The 17,160-nt window shown below is 37.2% G+C and carries 19 protein-coding genes; 15 read left to right on the forward strand and 4 right to left on the reverse strand.

Translation table 11 applies throughout. The features are described 5' to 3' along the window. Positions 1-976: 976 nt before the first annotated feature. Entirely contained in the window at positions 977-1,627 is a 651-nt protein-coding gene (locus tag AC0VXV_RS08210; RefSeq protein WP_475531103.1) for a hypothetical protein, read from the forward strand. Positions 1,628-2,010: 383 nt separating this feature from the next. On the opposite strand, the gene AC0VXV_RS08215 is transcribed toward AC0VXV_RS08210, so the two are convergent. Continuing rightward, on the reverse strand, positions 2,011-2,544 hold the full coding sequence (locus AC0VXV_RS08215; RefSeq protein WP_475531104.1) for a GNAT family N-acetyltransferase: 534 nt from the start codon (positions 2,542-2,544) through the stop codon (positions 2,011-2,013). A gap of 143 nt (positions 2,545-2,687) precedes the next feature. After that, complete coding sequence (locus AC0VXV_RS08220) at positions 2,688-4,022, reverse strand: hydroxysqualene dehydroxylase (RefSeq protein ID WP_475531105.1); 1,335 nt, start codon at positions 4,020-4,022, stop codon at positions 2,688-2,690. A 227-nt stretch (positions 4,023-4,249) separates the two neighbouring features. On the opposite strand from AC0VXV_RS08220, the gene AC0VXV_RS08225 reads away from it, so the two are divergent. Both AC0VXV_RS08225 and AC0VXV_RS08230 read left to right on the forward strand, forming a co-directional pair. Then, on the forward strand, positions 4,250-4,474 hold the full coding sequence (locus AC0VXV_RS08225) for a transcriptional regulator (protein WP_475531106.1): 225 nt from the start codon (positions 4,250-4,252) through the stop codon (positions 4,472-4,474). A 105-nt stretch (positions 4,475-4,579) separates the two neighbouring features. Next, positions 4,580-4,714 (forward strand): hypothetical protein, encoded by a 135-nt coding sequence (locus tag AC0VXV_RS08230; protein ID WP_475531107.1) that lies wholly within the window; start codon positions 4,580-4,582, stop codon positions 4,712-4,714. 81 nt (positions 4,715-4,795) lie between these two features. On the opposite strand, the gene AC0VXV_RS08235 is transcribed toward AC0VXV_RS08230, so the two are convergent. Together AC0VXV_RS08235 and AC0VXV_RS08240 are read right to left on the reverse strand one after the other, a co-directional pair. Further along, a complete protein-coding gene (locus AC0VXV_RS08235; RefSeq protein WP_475531108.1) occupies positions 4,796-5,560 on the reverse strand; it encodes a TerC family protein in 765 nt (254 codons plus the stop codon). A gap of 299 nt (positions 5,561-5,859) precedes the next feature. Then, a complete protein-coding gene (locus tag AC0VXV_RS08240) occupies positions 5,860-6,024 on the reverse strand; it encodes a Spo0E family sporulation regulatory protein-aspartic acid phosphatase (protein WP_475531109.1) in 165 nt (54 codons plus the stop codon). 326 nt (positions 6,025-6,350) lie between these two features. Between AC0VXV_RS08240 and AC0VXV_RS08245 the strand changes: the two genes are divergently transcribed. The 12 genes from AC0VXV_RS08245 to AC0VXV_RS08300 all read left to right on the forward strand — a co-directional run bounded on the left by AC0VXV_RS08245 (position 6,351) and on the right by AC0VXV_RS08300 (position 17,118). Beyond that, positions 6,351-6,785, forward strand: coding sequence for a BrxA/BrxB family bacilliredoxin (locus tag AC0VXV_RS08245; protein ID WP_475531110.1), 435 nt, complete (start codon positions 6,351-6,353; stop codon positions 6,783-6,785). After that, positions 6,773-7,558, forward strand: a complete 786-nt coding sequence (locus tag AC0VXV_RS08250) for a class I SAM-dependent methyltransferase (protein ID WP_475531111.1) — start codon at positions 6,773-6,775, stop codon at positions 7,556-7,558. The genes AC0VXV_RS08245 and AC0VXV_RS08250 overlap by 13 nt, the downstream gene beginning before the upstream one ends. A gap of 102 nt (positions 7,559-7,660) precedes the next feature. Further along, a complete protein-coding gene (locus tag AC0VXV_RS08255; RefSeq protein ID WP_350481059.1) occupies positions 7,661-7,984 on the forward strand; it encodes a metal-sensitive transcriptional regulator in 324 nt (107 codons plus the stop codon). Positions 7,985-7,997: 13 nt separating this feature from the next. After that, a complete protein-coding gene (gene copZ / locus AC0VXV_RS08260; RefSeq protein ID WP_251688345.1) occupies positions 7,998-8,204 on the forward strand; it encodes a copper chaperone CopZ in 207 nt (68 codons plus the stop codon). 95 nt (positions 8,205-8,299) lie between these two features. Beyond that, positions 8,300-10,693, forward strand: a complete 2,394-nt coding sequence (locus tag AC0VXV_RS08265) for a heavy metal translocating P-type ATPase (RefSeq protein WP_475531112.1) — start codon at positions 8,300-8,302, stop codon at positions 10,691-10,693. Between the two features lie 216 nt (positions 10,694-10,909). Next, complete coding sequence (locus AC0VXV_RS08270) at positions 10,910-11,908, forward strand: NAD(P)/FAD-dependent oxidoreductase (RefSeq protein ID WP_475531113.1); 999 nt, start codon at positions 10,910-10,912, stop codon at positions 11,906-11,908. Between the two features lie 230 nt (positions 11,909-12,138). After that, positions 12,139-12,858, forward strand: coding sequence for an ABC transporter ATP-binding protein (locus AC0VXV_RS08275; RefSeq protein WP_475531114.1), 720 nt, complete (start codon positions 12,139-12,141; stop codon positions 12,856-12,858). A 13-nt stretch (positions 12,859-12,871) separates the two neighbouring features. After that, the gene (locus tag AC0VXV_RS08280) at positions 12,872-13,654 is read left to right on the forward strand and encodes an ABC transporter permease (protein ID WP_475531115.1); all 783 of its coding nucleotides are present in this window, start codon (positions 12,872-12,874) and stop codon (positions 13,652-13,654) included. 10 nt (positions 13,655-13,664) lie between these two features. Then, positions 13,665-14,120: a LytTR family DNA-binding domain-containing protein gene (locus AC0VXV_RS08285; protein ID WP_475531116.1), complete on the forward strand. Its 456-nt coding sequence runs from the start codon at positions 13,665-13,667 to the stop codon at positions 14,118-14,120. Next, entirely contained in the window at positions 14,121-14,528 is a 408-nt protein-coding gene (locus AC0VXV_RS08290; RefSeq protein WP_475531117.1) for a DUF3021 domain-containing protein, read from the forward strand. A 106-nt stretch (positions 14,529-14,634) separates the two neighbouring features. Then, a complete protein-coding gene (locus AC0VXV_RS08295) occupies positions 14,635-15,441 on the forward strand; it encodes an aldo/keto reductase (protein ID WP_475531118.1) in 807 nt (268 codons plus the stop codon). Positions 15,442-15,960: 519 nt separating this feature from the next. Continuing rightward, complete coding sequence (locus AC0VXV_RS08300) at positions 15,961-17,118, forward strand: hypothetical protein (protein ID WP_475531119.1); 1,158 nt, start codon at positions 15,961-15,963, stop codon at positions 17,116-17,118. Positions 17,119-17,160: the final 42 nt, after the last annotated feature.

Consider the following 17,160-nt stretch of genomic DNA (forward strand, 5'->3'; position numbering starts at 1 on the left):
CTAGAATATCAAAGACGGTCATCTTCTTATTTTGAAATGATAGGATTCATCAAAACGCCACCCTTTCTCGTAAACTAATAATTTTACAGAAAGAATAGCGTTGTTTCCGTTTTGGGGATATTAATTTGCTTAGCTTGATGGGTATGTGGCGGTACCCCTCAAGCGTAACAATATTAAAAAAGAGGAAATTTGAGCGGTTCTAATGTACAGATGTGTTTAAATCATTTTCTAATTGATTTATTTAATGCATAACATCCAATAACAATAATTATTAAGCCAATAATTTTATAAATAAAACTTTTTAAATTTTCGTCATAAATAGTAATATTTATGAAAAAGGAACCAATGATTATAATTAAAATGCTTAAAATTGATTTGACTATCTTCATATATTTGAGCCCCTCGAATTTATTTTATTACTACACCAATTATACTCTTATCACACATCCATTTACATACCTTATAAACGTACTTTAAGAATCCATATTTACACTAATATTAGTCAAATGCTTTATCTGAAACTCTACGAAGTAGTCGAACTAAAATTCTCCACCACCTCACGCTTGATGCGATTGACCTAAGCCTAATGGGTATCAGAGGATCTACAAAAGCAAACGACATCGGAGTGTTTTTTGTTTCACATAAAATTCATAAAATCTTTCCTTTTGCCGATTATAGCTATGCCAAATTTCAAATCCTCTCTTGTGGGGTGAAGCAATAATAATTAAGATACGTGAAATTTCATTTTAAGTCTATCGAATGTATTTTCCTATTACGGGGTCTCACCAGATTTTCGCATTTATGACGGGACCCCATTACTATCTTTTTTTGATTCACTTTCGAATGGGCCAAATAATGTGGATTTGTTTATTAAAATACCCCCCCAAGTAAACCGCTAAGTTCAATTTATTACCTCAATTTGAATATTATGGTATACTATTTGTGCAACAAAAATAATAGAAAAGGTGGTAAAAAAATGAGAAATATTTTTATTAGTGTACTTTCCCTGTTATTAGTTTTTTCTTTACTTTCGCCTTCTTTAACACACGCACAAGAGATATCACCAATTACAGAGACTTTTAATATTACTCTAGAGGATAATATTGAATATCCAATGACAATGACTACGGAAGGTAATATAAGAACTGTTGTTGTTGAAGGGCCTACAACTACTGAAGCTAAGTATAATACTGAAACAAAAGAGTTGTACCTAGATGGTGAACAAATGCCAGTTGAAACAGTTAGATCACTTGAAAATCTAACAGAAGCATTGGAAAGGGAGATAATTACCCCATATGATAATACCGTAGGGGAAGATACCTCATGGAGGTTTGAATATTCAGATAAAGGTTCCATTAATGTGTTTGGTTTGGCAGTAGCGTCAGTTGCAGCAGCTATTGCCGCAATTTTCACTAAGGGTATTATGATACCCCTTGTTGCTACAGTAGCAGGTATACTTGCAGCGTCAGTATCGTCAGAAAGAGGGTCTGTTTATTATACATTGAATGCTTATTCTAGACCTGACCCTTCATGGCCAGTCTTATTTACAGAAAAAAGAGTAGTAGGGAAATTTTATTCGTATTCTAACTTTACGGGTTTAATTACTTCAAAAGAATTCTACTATTAATCTTGATTTGCATGTGTTGAGTCCCTTAAAGGATACAAACCACCTTAAAAGTATCATCACTTTATAAGATTGAAAAAATGTGCTTTAACAAACGGAGGATTAGTGCAACAAGAATTTATAACGTATACAAATCAAATCTAATAAACGTTCCCAAACGTAAGTTTGGGAATACACGAAAAAAGCAGAAACGTTGTTAAATGAACGTTCCTGCTTTTTCTATAGGTATGTCTTTATACATTGTTTTATACACTTCTATTAAAAGCCAATATTGACAACAGTTTGAACGTACAGGGTTTTGCAAAGTCATCAGTTTTTTTTGCATAAAATCATGCATATACTTTTCGCTGTACAACCCTTTTTGCGTTCCATAATCAGGTCAGCATTTATTTCACAAAAATATGTGCATCGCAATAACAAAGACCTTTGCAGCTTGGGCAATCAACCTTATAGGGCTCGAAATAGCGCGGCATATAATTAAAAGGTTCAAAGCCTTGTGCAACAAATTGTCGCTCTGCTGCCCAGCGCTTTGTATCGGATTGTACCCATCCAACCGTAACAATCGATTTGGCAACCGGCTGTGCGGCATTGAGGTAAGCACGTACTAGTTTTGTTCCTATTCCTTTTTTCCGCTCGTTTGGATGGACGACAAAATGACTTGTAAAATAACTGATGCCTGATGCGATCAGTTCCTTTAGCGATTGCAGCTTTTCATGAAAGTAGGGGAACTCCTTGTTGAAATCCTTTATTTCATAACCCGCAATATAACCTACAACTTCATCAAGCTCATTAACGGCTACATAACGAATGCCTCCAGCCTGATCAACGGTATCGGCCGTTTCTGGTTCAAATGGTAAAAAAACATTGAGCAGTGTCGCAATCTGCACTGCATATTTCTTGTCATAAGGGTAAATATTCATTGGTGGACCTGCCTTCTCATGTTCGAATTTTAATATTTTAACATAATAGAGAGCATTATGTTATTACAAAAAGTGTTTCGACAGGTTAGACTGTTTTGAAACAAAAAAATCCCTTAAAACTAAGGGATTTTAAGAGAGAAAATTTATTCTTCTAAAATAAGTCGGGCTGCATTCTCACCTGAAATAACAGCTCCTTCCATCGTTGCGAAAAATGGCTGACGAGTATAATCACCAGCCAGTACGAGTCCTTTAATTGGTGTTTGTTGGTCAGGGCGTAAATGATCATAATTCGGTTCTAAGCTGTGAAAATCTTCAGGATGGCTGATTACGCGGTAATTAGTTAAACCTGTTTCCAGATCCAGCCCTAATTCTTTGCCGTCTTTCTGCACCTGTTCCAAAATTTGTTTATGGTCCATGTTGAGGAACTTTTCAGGTGGTGTCAATATAATCGACATTCTGCCCGGTACGTGTTTAAACGTAGTTCTGGACTGCTCGGCAAAGCTGGCAAGTGAAGTGAGCGGACCAAATGTTGTACGATCGACGGGAAGCACGGGCTGTTCAAATTCCATTTGAATAGTGACAGCAGGCATTGTCGGTAAACGGAAAATATTTTCGAAGAACGGATTGTTTTGAAAATGGCTCTCCAATATTTTTTTGGTCCCACCGAGATTTGCAGCAATAACGACATGTTTTGCCATTAATTCCTGGCCGTCTTCCAATAGCACTCCTGTAACAGTATCTTGATGCATGACCAAGTTTTGCACAGGTGAATTTGTCCGGATAACGCCGTTGTTTTTAGTAATATGATGCGCTAGCGGATTAGCCAAAACCTCAGTCATCCCACCAAGGTACGAACCGATTCTCAACTTATAAAACCGGCTCACTCCCGGAAGGAAAAGACCGAAAAATACTTTTGCAGAGTATCTTTCAGGGGGGAGGAAAAATACGCCTGTACTCAAAGGTATGAGAAGATTATGCAATGCCTCTTCACTAATGTTGTGCTTTTTCGCAAATTCCCTTAAGCTGTACTGGTCCAATTCTTCTGGGTTTTGAGTATATTGTAAAAATCCATCTGTGAAAAAGGGAACTAGTGCAAGTTTATCCCCAGGTGGCAGAATATCATTATTGCCGATAATCCCTTTTAACGTTTCTATCGGACCGAAAACCGGTGAAATTCCAAATGATTTGTTTTCTTTGCTCCCTTTTATGCGGATATCGATTTGTTCTTCCCACTGGACAATGTCATCAACATCGATACCAGCTTTTTTCAGCACTTTTGGTAAAGCTTTGTAATAACCGATATGTCGATGCAAACCGGACTCGACTAACATTCCATCCTCATCCCATGAAGATGTCCTCCCCCCAATTACATGATTCATTTCCAAAACAATAACAGATTTTCCTTTTTCACTTAGTTCAAGGGCAGCCGTTAAACCAGCCAGACCCGAACCTACAACAATGACATCAAACTTTTCCAATATTCCCCCTCCTAAAAAGTGAAGTAAAGTATTGTTCTTATTCCCGAACAAAATCGTGTCAAACAATAATTAATCAGCTTGGAAAGAAATGTTGAATTCCATACATATGCTCTTTTTTTTTATTTTTTAATCAAATATGAGGTAGTGAACTTTCATTAATTGGGTATTTTTGATAATTGTAAATACAGAACATTTGTTCTATAATATTGGGGAGAGGGGTGTAATGGATGAGGGAACAATTATTAAAAGCGATGCAACACAATCAAATTTTGGATATTATGTACATCGCCAAAGATCAGTCAATAACAAAGCGTCGAATAAAGCTAATTAAAATTTCCGGAGAACATGTGCAAGCTTATTGTTTTTCCCGTCATGCAAAACGAAATTTTATTGTAGATAATATTTTAGCTGTACATCCGGTAAATAAAAAAGCGAGAGGGTTAGAAGCATAGAATATATATAACATTATCGAATATATAAAAGTATTATCATTTATTTAATAATTTTGTGGAATTTTCTGACTATTTCTGTTATATTAAAGATAGGGAGGTGAATAAATGATGCAAGCTTTAAAAAGAATGGGGGCAACAAACTTTTTTGAAAATATTGTGAAGAGTAAACCTAGATTAAACAAATTAAAATGTATGTATATTATAAGAAAGGAAATTTCGGATCATGGTAAAACAAAATAAATAAAGCCCTCCACTTTTAATTGTGGAGGGTTATTTTTTTTAGCACAGAATTAAATATTCGGTGCAGCTATTTCTGTGATGTTATTCTTTAGAAATTTTTGTTTTGCCATTAGATAAAAACCAACCAGCGATTGCGATTGCGATTAACACTCCATAAAATATTAGTTTCCACTCAAGGGAGTGGGCAAACTCATAAGAAATGACACCTACATCCGGGTGACTTAAAGTTAATACTGCAAGTTTGACACCAACCCATCCGACTATTACAAAAGCTGCAATTTCTAGTCCAGGTTTAGATTCAAGTAGTTTCACAAAGAAGTTTGCAGCAAACCTCATAATAATTAATCCGATTAATCCCCCTGCAAATATGACAAGGAACTTTCCGCCGTCCATGCCGCCAATCTGAGGTAAATCCGTATTAGGTAGCGTCATTGCAAGAGCTACTGCTGCTAAGATTGAATCAACCGCGAAGGCTATATCCGCCAATTCGACCTTTATAACTGTACCCCAAAAACCAGATTTTTTCTGTTCTTTTTCCTTTTTTGGTCCTTTATTTTTAAAGTATAGCTTTCTTACAATGTGATTGATCGCTATAAATAATAGATATAGAGCACCAATAGCCTGAACCTGCCATACATCTACAAGAAACGTTATGATAAATAAAGAAGCGAAACGGAAAATGAAGGCACCTGCTAGACCATAAAATAGAGCCTTTCGCCGTTCTTTTTCAGGTAAATGTTTAACCATAATTGCTAAAACGAGGGCATTATCTGCAGCAAGCAATCCTTCTAAGCCAATTAACAATAATAATACCCAACCATATTCTAGTAACAAAGAGATATCCAATTATATTCCCCCTAACTGCAATAAAAAATGATAAATATATTACCATTTACGGTGAGTATACCCCGTTTTAATTTTGATAAAGCCTTCATAGGGTATACAAAATCAGTAAATTAGAAAAACGTTCATAGTATTTTCTTTCGATAAAATGGTTTTCTTACGGGAAATAGTAGTGTTAGAAAAAGTAATTTAAACAAAACAGGCACATAGTCCATTGGTAATCAATGAACTATGTACAATGAATAAATCGATATTAACTTAAATTCAATTAGAAGCGAAACAATATGTAATCCTTCATTTAATTAAGCGGCAATATCCGAATACCTATTAAGTAATTCATCCAGCTCCTGACTGCAATGGACAACTTCCGGATGAGTGAATCCTAAATCTTTTGCTTTTTTGTACATAATTTTTCTTTTTGTCTCAATTCGTAGTTTTAGTAGCTTTTTTAATAGTAAAAATTTCATCGATAAATTTCCCTTCAGTAGTAGTTGGTAGGTATAAACTTTTGTTAAAATAAAATGACAACTGTTTCATCCTATCTTATTTCGGAGGAGATATATGTCGAAACATGCTAAAAAAGCATAATTCAATAATTTGTAAAATATAAAAATTTTATACATAAATAAAGCGCTTTATATTTGACTAAACTTAAAATGTATGAAAATTCATTGGGGTCTTGTGAGTGGAAAGACCATTTGAAAGTAGTAGAAATCCAATTTTTGTACAACTCGTAATTTCATTGATATAATGAGCGATGTGAATACATATAAACAGAAAGAGGTTATGAAAAATGACAAATGCTTACGATGAATATATGCGTCAAGTAACACAGCCAATGCGTACAGAACTTGAGAGCGCAGGCTTTACACAATTAACAACGGCAGATAGCGTACACGAATTTATGGCTGAAACAAAAGGAACAGCTTTAGTTGTAATCAATTCTGTTTGTGGTTGTGCTGCAGGTCTAGCACGTCCAGCTGCTCGTGAAGCAGTAGCAGATGTAAAACCGGATCAACTTGTAACAGTATTTGCTGGTCAAGACCCGGAAGCGACTGCAGCAATGCGCGGATACTTTGATGAAGTACCACCAAGCTCACCATCAATGGCGATTTTAAAAGAAGGTCAATTAGCTTACTTCATTCCACGTGATCAAATCGAAGGTCATCCAATGGAACAAATTCGTGATCATTTATCAGATGTGTTAAAACAAGTATGTGCCGAGTAACGATTATCACAACTGCAGGCAGACCTGACGAGCAATCGCTTCAGTTAGCTGAATTTGCAAGTAAGGAGCTGCAGGCAAAAATTGTACCTCGCCAAAAACGTTCGGTTCGTAAGCTTTCCGAAGTATACGATGCCAATGTCATTGTTGCGGGAAAAAATCGTTTTGAATACTATGCGAAAGGTGCTGAGGCGCCTTTCTTTTTTCATCCAAATTCTGCCGCATTTCGTCTGAAACGTGTCGCTCGTGGTGAAGACGAACCATTGCTTACTGCTTGTGTATTTCAAGAAGGGGATACGTTTTTGGATTGTACCCTTGGGAACGGTGCTGACAGCTTAATGGCTGCCTATGTTGTAGGTGAAAAAGGTAAAGTGATCGGTGTAGAAGCGGATAAAAATGTGTCGTTTATTGTAAAAACAGGGATGCAAACATATGATACGACTGAACTTCCTTTAACTGCGTGCATGCGAAATATCGAAGTGGTTCATTCCACTGCCCTGGAATATTTAAAGAAGCAAGAAAATGACAGCTATGACGTCGTCTACATGGATCCGATGTTCGAGGAAGTCATTGAGGAATCGACTAATTTTGAAGCGCTGCGCTATGCCGGAAAGCACCTGACATTAACTGATGAATGGGTGGCTGAAGCAAAACGTGTGGCGAAAAAGCGCGTCGTGTTAAAGGCACACTATAAATCGGACTGGTTTGAAAAGTACCAGTTTCAGCGTGATGTACGATTAACAGCCAAGTTTCATTATGGTGTGTTTGAAAAATAAAAACGTTGAGGTTCTTTTAGAGAACTACAACGTTTTTTCTTAATGCTTTACATACCCCTTATAGGTATGGTAATCTGAAATCAAGTAAGGGGGATTGATCGAATGCATGAAAACGATAGTCTAATGGAAACTCATGAAGAAAGCTGTCGTAAAAGTCATCATCCTGAACCGATAAAAAAAGATTTAACGACGAGATTGAATCGAGTCGAAGGGCAAATTCGCGGAATTAAAGGAATGATTGAGAAAGACGTATATTGTGATGATATCATTACACAATTATCGGCAACACAATCGGCTTTAAATAGTGTCGCGAAAATATTGCTTGAGGGTCATTTAAAGGGCTGTGTTGTGGATCGTCTAAATGAAGGCGATACAGAAGTTTTGGATGAACTTGTAGTAACTATTCAAAAAATGATGAAAAAATAAGGAGTGTTCAACTATGGTAAATGTAACGTTAAATGTTAATGGTATGTCTTGCGGTCATTGTGTAAAATCTGTAGAAACTAGTGTTGGCGCATTAGCTGGTGTACAGGAAGTAAAAGTGGATCTTGCTGAGAAAAAGGTATCTGTAGCGTATAACGAAGATGCCGTTACTGTTGAGCAGATCAAAGAAACTATTGATGAACAAGGTTATGACGTTGTTTAGCGATTTAGGTTTACGAATGTTTTAGGTTCTCTAATGTAGAGAACCTCTCTTTTTACAAAATTTCATACCCCCTTGAGGTATAAAGAGGTGAGAATATGACGAAAGAACTGACATTGCAAGTAACAGGTATGACATGTGCGGCTTGTTCGGCAAGGATTGAAAAAGGGCTGAATCGTATGGATGGGGTCGAATCGGCGAATGTCAATCTAGCAGTTGAAAAAGCAGCGATTCAATATGATGAAACGGTTATTAAAGCTCGGGATATCGAGCAAAAGATTCAGGCACTCGGCTATGATGTCGTTAAAGACAAAGCAGACTTCACAATCGATGGAATGACGTGTGCAGCGTGTTCGGCAAGAATCGAAAAGGTGCTCGGAAAAATGGACGGGATTGCTTCTGCAAATGTGAACTTGGCGTTGGAAAAAGCGACTGTAGAATTTAACCCGTCACAAGTTTCGGTGTCCGATATTATTGCGCGAATCGAAAAGATCGGTTATGGCGCACAGCCTGTCGTTGAATGCAATCCGGTTGATCATCGGGAAAAGGCAATTCAACGGCAAACAGTTAAATTCTTCTCGGCAGCCATTTTATCATTGCCGCTGTTATGGACGATGGTTGCCCATTTTTCATTTACTAGCTTTTTATATGTACCTGACATCCTTATGAATCCTTGGGTACAGCTAGCATTAGCAACACCTGTTCAATTTATTATTGGCTGGCAATTCTACGTGGGAGCATATAAATCATTGCGCAGTGGTGCTGCAAATATGGATGTACTCGTAGTGATGGGAACAAGTGCGGCCTATTTTTATAGTATTTATCAAACGTTAGCACATCCTAGCGGTCATATGCCGCACCTGTATTTTGAAACGAGCGCGGTGCTTATTACGTTAATTTTATTAGGCAAACTGTTTGAAGCACGTGCAAAAGGTAAATCATCTCAGGCAATCAAGCAGTTGATGGGGATGCAGGCGAAATCAGCACTAGTAATTCGTGATGGCGTCGAGCAATCAGTACCGCTTGAAGAAGTACGCATCAATGATATTGTCCGAGTGAAGCCAGGTGAAAAAATTCCTGTCGATGGGGAAGTCGTTTCGGGAACTTCAGCTGTGGATGAGTCGATGCTGACAGGCGAAAGTTTACCGGTGGAAAAAAGCATCGGAGATTTCGTTTATGGAGCAACACTGAATAAAAACGGTGCACTGGAAATGAAGGCATTAAAGGTAGGCAGTGAAACAGCATTGTCACAAATCATTAAAATCGTCGAGTCGGCTCAAGGTTCTAAAGCACCGATTCAGCGTCTTGCCGATAAAATTTCCAATATTTTTGTACCGATTGTTGTAGGGATTGCCGTTGTGACATTCATATTATGGTGGCTGATCGGCGGAGAATTTATCCAGGCATTTGAGGCGACAATTGCAGTTCTTGTTATCGCATGTCCATGTGCGCTCGGTTTGGCGACACCGACTTCGATTATGGCCGGTTCAGGACGTGCCGCACAGCTCGGCATATTATTTAAAGGCGGCGAACATCTTGAACAGACAGGTTTTGTCGATACGATTGTAGTTGATAAAACAGGGACCGTTACAAACGGGAAGCCAATGCTAACAGATGTTGTACTGTTCAATAATTTTGATGAAAATGATGTGCTTCGCATTGTTGCATCAGCAGAAAAACAATCCGAGCATCCATTGGCAGAAGCAATTGTTGAAGGTGGGTTAGAGCGCGGGATTGAGCTTTCGGCTGTTTCTAGCTTCCAGGCACTTCCTGGGCTTGGCATTGAAGCGCAAGTGGATAATACAGAAGTTGCTGTCGGTACGAGAATGCTTATGCGAAATCAGCAAATTAGTATCGATGAAGCAGTTGAACAGCAACTGATTTCATTGGAACAACAAGGGAAGACTGCGATGCTTGTTGCGATAAACAAAGAATTTGCAGCAATTATCGCTGTTGCAGATACGGTAAAAGAAACATCTGCTGAAGCAGTAAAACGTCTGCATGCGCTTGGTCTGAAAGTCATTATGCTTACAGGAGACAATGAACGTACTGCCAAAGCGATTGCAGCGGAAGTGGGCATTGATGAAATAATTGCAGAAGTGCTGCCGGAACAAAAGGCACAGCAAATCGAAAACTTGAAGCAACAGGGACGGAATGTTGCGATGGTTGGTGACGGCATCAATGATGCACCGGCCCTTGCTGTAGCTAATATCGGGATGGCGATCGGTACGGGAACGGATGTGGCGATGGAAGCGGCGGACATTACATTAATCCGCGGGGATCTGAACAGTATTGCCGATGCGATTTTAATGAGCCGTAAAACGATGACAAATATTAAACAAAACCTGTTTTGGGCATTTGCCTATAATGTCATCGGCATTCCGATTGCCGCACTCGGTTTCCTCGCTCCGTGGGTAGCAGGTGCTGCAATGGCTTTCAGTTCCGTTTCGGTTGTGTTAAATGCATTAAGACTGCAGCGTGTGAAATTGTAAATCATCGGATATCCTGGATAAAGAATGCTGATAAGTTTGACGGAAAATACGCAAGAATGATAATCAGTATCGAAGTTTAAATTCGATAAGAATATTCCACCATAGAAATACAGCATTTGTTTTAAAAATTATTGTAGTGGAAACGTACAATGGAAGTGTTAAATGCGTTTGAAAATAATAGCACTCTAATTTCTTAAAATGATTGGAGCCAATAATATGAAGGAAGATTCAAAGTTATATGATGTCACGATTATCGGTGGAGGTCCTGTGGGAATGTTTACGGCATTCTACGGAGGCATGCGCCAGCTTGAAGTTAAGTTAATTGAAAGTCTGCCACAATTAGGTGGGCAGCTTGCAGCACTTTATCCGGAAAAATATATTTATGATATCGCAGGATTTCCAAAAATCCGTGCACAGGAACTTGTAAATAATCTGAAAGAACAAATGTCAGCCTTTGAGCAGGAAATCGTAACTGGTCAAAGCGTTGAAGCCATTGATAAGTTGGAAGACGGAACATTTAAGCTGACAACTAACAAAAAAATACATTATTCAAAAACAATCATCATTACAGCAGGTCTTGGTGCATTCCAGCCAAGACAGTTGGAAGTTGAAGGAGCCGATTATTACGAGGGCAAAAACCTTCATTATTTCATTAACAATATAAGTGAATTCAAAGGGAAGAATGTTGTCATTTTCGGTGGCGGAGATTCAGCTATTGACTGGTCGCTTATGCTTGAGCCAATTGCTAAGAAAGTTACACTTGTGCATAGACGAGATCAGTTCCGAGCGCATGAACACAGTGTTGAAAATCTGTTTAATTCGAGTGTTGAAATAAAAACACCTTATATGCCTGATGAGTTGTTTGGCGATGAAAATGGCATTAAACAAATTGTCATCCGCAATGCAGAAGGAGAAAAGGAAACACTTGAAGTTGATGACATCATCGTAAACTATGGGTTTAAATCCTCTTTAGGACCAATTAAAGAATGGGGTTTAGAAATTGAGAAAAACTCCATTGTCGTAAATCCTAAAATGGAAACCAATATCGAAGGAATCTATGCTGTTGGTGACGTAACAACATACGATGGAAAAGTGAAATTGATTGCAACGGGATTCGGTGAAGCGCCAGTTGCCATTAGTGCAGCACGGTTGTATATTGACCCAGCTGCAAAAAAACATGTACCGCACAGTACGGATCTATTTAAAGGGAAATAGCTGTATGGGCTTTCTACGATCAATTAAATAAAGTTATTATTACGAATACCATTTTCTTGGGGAAATGGTATTTTTTTATTTTCAATCCTCGTTGCTCTTTTTTGCTTCATGTAATTCACTGCATTTTTTATACAAGTGACCTTTGAAATATGGCCAGTCACCGAAAAACGGAAGACGTGATCGCATCCCGAAATTATAGTAAGGGTAAGAAGAGCAGGGAGGAACGGAAAATGGAAATTGTGAATGTGAGTAATCTGCAAAAAACATATGGAAGTAATGAGGTTCTACGTGGAATTAATTTCGTGGCGGAGTCTGGTGAAATTATTGGTGTCATCGGAAAAAATGGTGCTGGCAAATCGACATTTTTAGAAATATTAATGACTTTAAAATCTTATGACAGGGGGAATGTCATTTTATTCGGGAAAGAGCTCAGATCGTTGTCCAATCAGGAACTTGAACATACGAGAAAAGATATTTCTGCTGTTTTGCAGCCTACTCAGTTTTACAAAACGTTGAAGGTTATTGAGCTATTAAAGTTATTTAAAGCCTACTACAAATCGACAGTAGACATTGAGCAAATTATTAACGACTTCAAACTGGGACCATATCGCAAAAAATATTTTGATAAATTGTCCGGCGGGTGGAAGCAAATTGTCAGCTTAGCCATTGCTTTTTTATCAGAACCGAAAATGCTTATTTTGGATGAACCTACAACAGGCCTAGATCCGCATATGCGCAATATGCTTTGGCAGTATATTTCTGATTACAATCAACGTACTGGAGGAACGATCATATTGACGACACATAACATGGATGAGGTCGAATTATATTGCGATAAAGTAATGCTGTTAAATGGTGGAGTCGGTGAAGTATTTGAAACCACAAAAGGGATTTTGGCTTCTGGTTATAAATCGATCCATGAATTTTATCTAAACTCAGTAGTTGTATAAGGAGGAAATGAAATTGTTAAAAACACAATTGAAGTATGACTTGATTATGTTTTCGAGGGAATTGTTTTATCTTTTGTTCACGATTGTCGTACCGCCAGCAACCTATTTGTTTATGGGCGAATTGTTTGGAAGCTTCACTTATGCAGGAAATTTAAGCTATGTCGAAACATACACACCTTCTTTTATTCTGCTGATTACGTTCGGTGTCATCTTCTTTGCTTTTGGCTTTGATCAGGTGATGAATCGAACAACAGGAGTTGAAAAGCGCATTAGCCTGTCACCGGTACCGAAAAAGTTGCTATTACTTTCAAGCATTATGAAATCGATCATTATTACGAGCTTCGGTTTTTTCTTAGTTTCGATAATCGGGGTAATTGCCTATGATCTATCTTTTACCGTATGGAACTTTATCATGTCATTTAGTTTTTTCATGCTTCTCAATGCTATATTACTCATCATATCTTCCGCTATTTATTCTCTATTTACATCGATGAATGGCGCCTTAGTATTTTCTATTATTATCTTTCAAGTAGGCATGATTACAGGAGGGTTTGCGATGCCGGTTGACCGGATGCCGGAATTTGTACAAATCATTGCCAATTTCAATCCGCTATATCATATGAATCAGCTCTTTATTGCTGTGTGGAATGATCAACTTCAGATGAACAATAGTTCGCTACTTTCCATAGGGGTTATTATCGTTTTTTTTGTAGGATCGCTTATCGTTCTTTATGTTGGAAATAAAATAAAAAATAGGGGCTATAACATGGTACTATGGAAAAAAGTACAAAACTAGGGGTGTCAACGTGAAAGTCACATTGGACATAGATAGCGAGTATGAAGAAACGAAAGTAACAATCCACTGTAGTGAAATGGACGATTCCATAAAAGAAATACTTGATTTTTTAAAAGGGAAGAAAACGCAATTTATTGTTGGAAGAGACGGAGAGATGCAGCATATTTTAAAGCCGGATGAGATTCATTATTTTCATACAGGCAATGAAGGCGTTGTAGCCGTCAATTCAGAAGGTTCCTTTATATTGAGAGAAAAATTATATGAGTTAGAGGAAATACTGCCGACAACTAAATTCATCAGACTTTCAAAATCGGTCATTGCCAATCTCCATGAACTGAGCCGTTTTGAAGCTTCCTTTAATGGTACGCTTTGTGTTCACTTTAAATCCGGAGCGAAGGAATATGTTTCACGAACTTATGTGAATGCGATTAAGGAAGCTTTGAAAATGAACAGGAGGAAAAAATAGATGAAGGGATTTTTGAACAGAAGTATATTAGGTATTTTTTTCGGTTCTTTTTTGACACTGATCACAATATTTATGACGGTTTTCGGTGAAAAAGAAGTCCTGGATTCCGGTGTTCTAGTGAAAAATGCACTTGGAATAATAATCTGCGGATGGTTCTTCTCTGTCACACCATTGCTGTTTGAATTGGAGAACTTTTCATTAAAGAAGAAAACAGTTTTGCATTTCCTATGCGTAGTCGTATTGTATTTCATCGTTGCGTTCGTTATTGGTTGGATACCTTTCACGATCAAAGGATTTATCGGTATGCTTGGAATCTTCATCGTGTTCTATACATTTATTTGGCTAGGATTTTACTTATATTTCAGACAGCAAGCTGCAAAATTAAATGAGGATTTGAATAAATTATAAAAGTAAAAGCATTAAGTCCTACCTATTACTTTCTGAAAATTTCCTTTTTCGTTATGATATAGTCAGTAGGAAAAATAATGAGAGATACAAAGGGAGTGCCTAAATTATGGAATATATTACACTTAATAATGGATTAAAAATGCCGATTGTTGGTACTGGTACTAATACGTATGGTAAAGAAAACAATGACTATAACGGTGAATTAACAAATGATATCCCTGAACTTGTATCGGCACTTGAGCTGGGATATCGATCAATAGATGCAGCTATTAGTTATCGAAACGAAGCGCTTGTCGGGGGGATTTTAGCAGAAAGCACAGTGCCTCGAGAGGAATTGTTCATTACGACAAAAGTTCCTGCTAGAGAAGGATATGTTTCTTCAAAGGAATCGACGCGAGCAGCAATCGATAATAGCCTAAAAAACTTTAAAACCGACTATCTGGATCTGCTTTTGATTCATGCTCCGATTGAAGACAAAGAGCAGCTAAAAAACACTTGGGAAGTATTTGAAGAATACTATGAGGCGGGTAAACTTAAAGCAATCGGCGTTTCGAACTTTAAGAAAAATCATCTGAATGAATTGAAAGAATTCGCGAAAGTGAAACCGGCCGTTAATCAAATACAAATTAATTTAAAAGAAAAGAACAAAGAACTCCTGGATACATTGCAAGAAGAGGGCATTACACCTGTAGCGTGGGGGCCGATGAAAACGGAAGAACACCAAGAAGAAGTGTTGGATGAGATCGGTAAAGCGTATGGAAAATCTGGTGCTCAAGTTTTATTGAAATACCAAATCGGGCGCGGTGTAGTCGTTATCCCGAAATCACATAACCGTAAAAACCAGGCAGCTAATCTGGATCTTTTCAGTTTCGAACTAACTGAAGCGGATGTAGAAAAAATTGAAAACCTTTAGTTAATCACTATGTTTTTAAATCATTTAACCAGGCGTCTCCTATTTTGGAGACGCTTGCTCTGTATTTGCCTTTGTTAAAAAGCCACTTATCAAAATAAAAGCACCAATGATAAACATTGCAATAAACAGTATGACCATCACACCCATTCCTGCAAAGCCCTCTTCGGCAAAAATAGAGGGGTTCTATGCTAGACAAAGTTTTTAGTTGGCCTATGAGAGTGGCATATTTCGTTGTGTGGAACATAGGATTTTATTGATTATTGCATTAGAAGTAGACAATTCTTGGATTATCCTTAATCCATTACATCTTGGTTTTACTTTCAATATTGTTTTTGGCATTACATATCAGAAAAAGTCTAAAAGATCGGATAAGATGAATAGTTCATATTCAGATATTAAACAGCCTCCATTTTGAATGAAATGGAGGTTATTAAAGTAGATGGCAATGTATTGGCATTTTATAGTAGGATAGCGGAAAATCCTTTTGGGTAAATTACCTTAAAAAAAGGAGTAACATCATTGAAGAAGCTAACCTTCATTGCTTTTATAATAACGATTAGTCTTTCAGTTTTAATGGGAAATTCTGTGAATTCAAAGGCCGCGGATTCAGATAATGAGTATATATATCCTTCAAATAAAGAAAGGGTTTTTAGTGAAACTGTAGATGAATTTTATATAGCGATAAGAGAGCTGAATTATCCGGTTCATCAGGAATATTATCAGAAGTATATGCAATTGCCAAAGCAAGAGCGAAGGCATCGGCATTTGGATACTAATCTTTTTAAAGACATGCCTGATGCATCTGTCAGTTTTAGAAAAAAGGTATTGTTTAGTGAGGTAGGAGAATTTAACTACTTAATTTTTCATGGAAACAGTATTCGCCCGTATCCGAATATAGATATTAACTACCATAAAGCTGTTAGTCCTGATAGGCAAGTTTATTTCTTTTATTCCTTTAAAGACAACGCAAAAGAATTCAGGGGCAGATATGCAATTTATGATGTTGAAACAAAGGCGATATTAGCAGCAGGAAATACTTATATGCCTAAGTCTTCACCTAAATCAGGACCGGTAGTATTAAATAATTTCACTAAAAGGGAACCATTACAAGTTAATTTTGATGTGGATAAACAAAGAGAATTATCAATAAAGCAAGCGATAGAATTAGCTTTACCGCAAGCTTTGAAATGGAATACAGAAGCGCAATTGTTACATGCAGTAAATATAGATTTAGATAAGCCTGCAAAGTCGATTGGAAGTAGCGGTAAAAGAAAATATTGGAATATTGCATTTGGAGTGCCGGATAGTAATAAATTTTTTTTAGTAACCATTTATGAGGGAAAGATAAAATCTGAAAAAGATTTAACAGTGAATGGTTCTTCTCCTTATCCCCAAAAGGAATTTATCAAATTGGAGGATATTAAGCATGATTCCCCAGAAATGCTGAAAAGAGCACTGGAAATGAACATTATATATCCTGGGAAAGATTGGGCGAAAGGTTATAATTTTATGCTTATTAAAGACAAAGTAAGAAATATTAATCTAATGTTAGTAATAGGTTGGAATCGTGAGCAGACAGAAATGAAAGCGGTGGGTTTTAATGTTTCCACAGGGGAATATATAGGATTCAAGGTTAACGGTTTAGTTAATAATATAGTTAATTTTAAACTATCATAACAATACGCGTATGTTAACAGGTGATTTATTTCAATGAAATGT

This window comes from Solibacillus sp. iso_87, assembly GCF_056173085.1.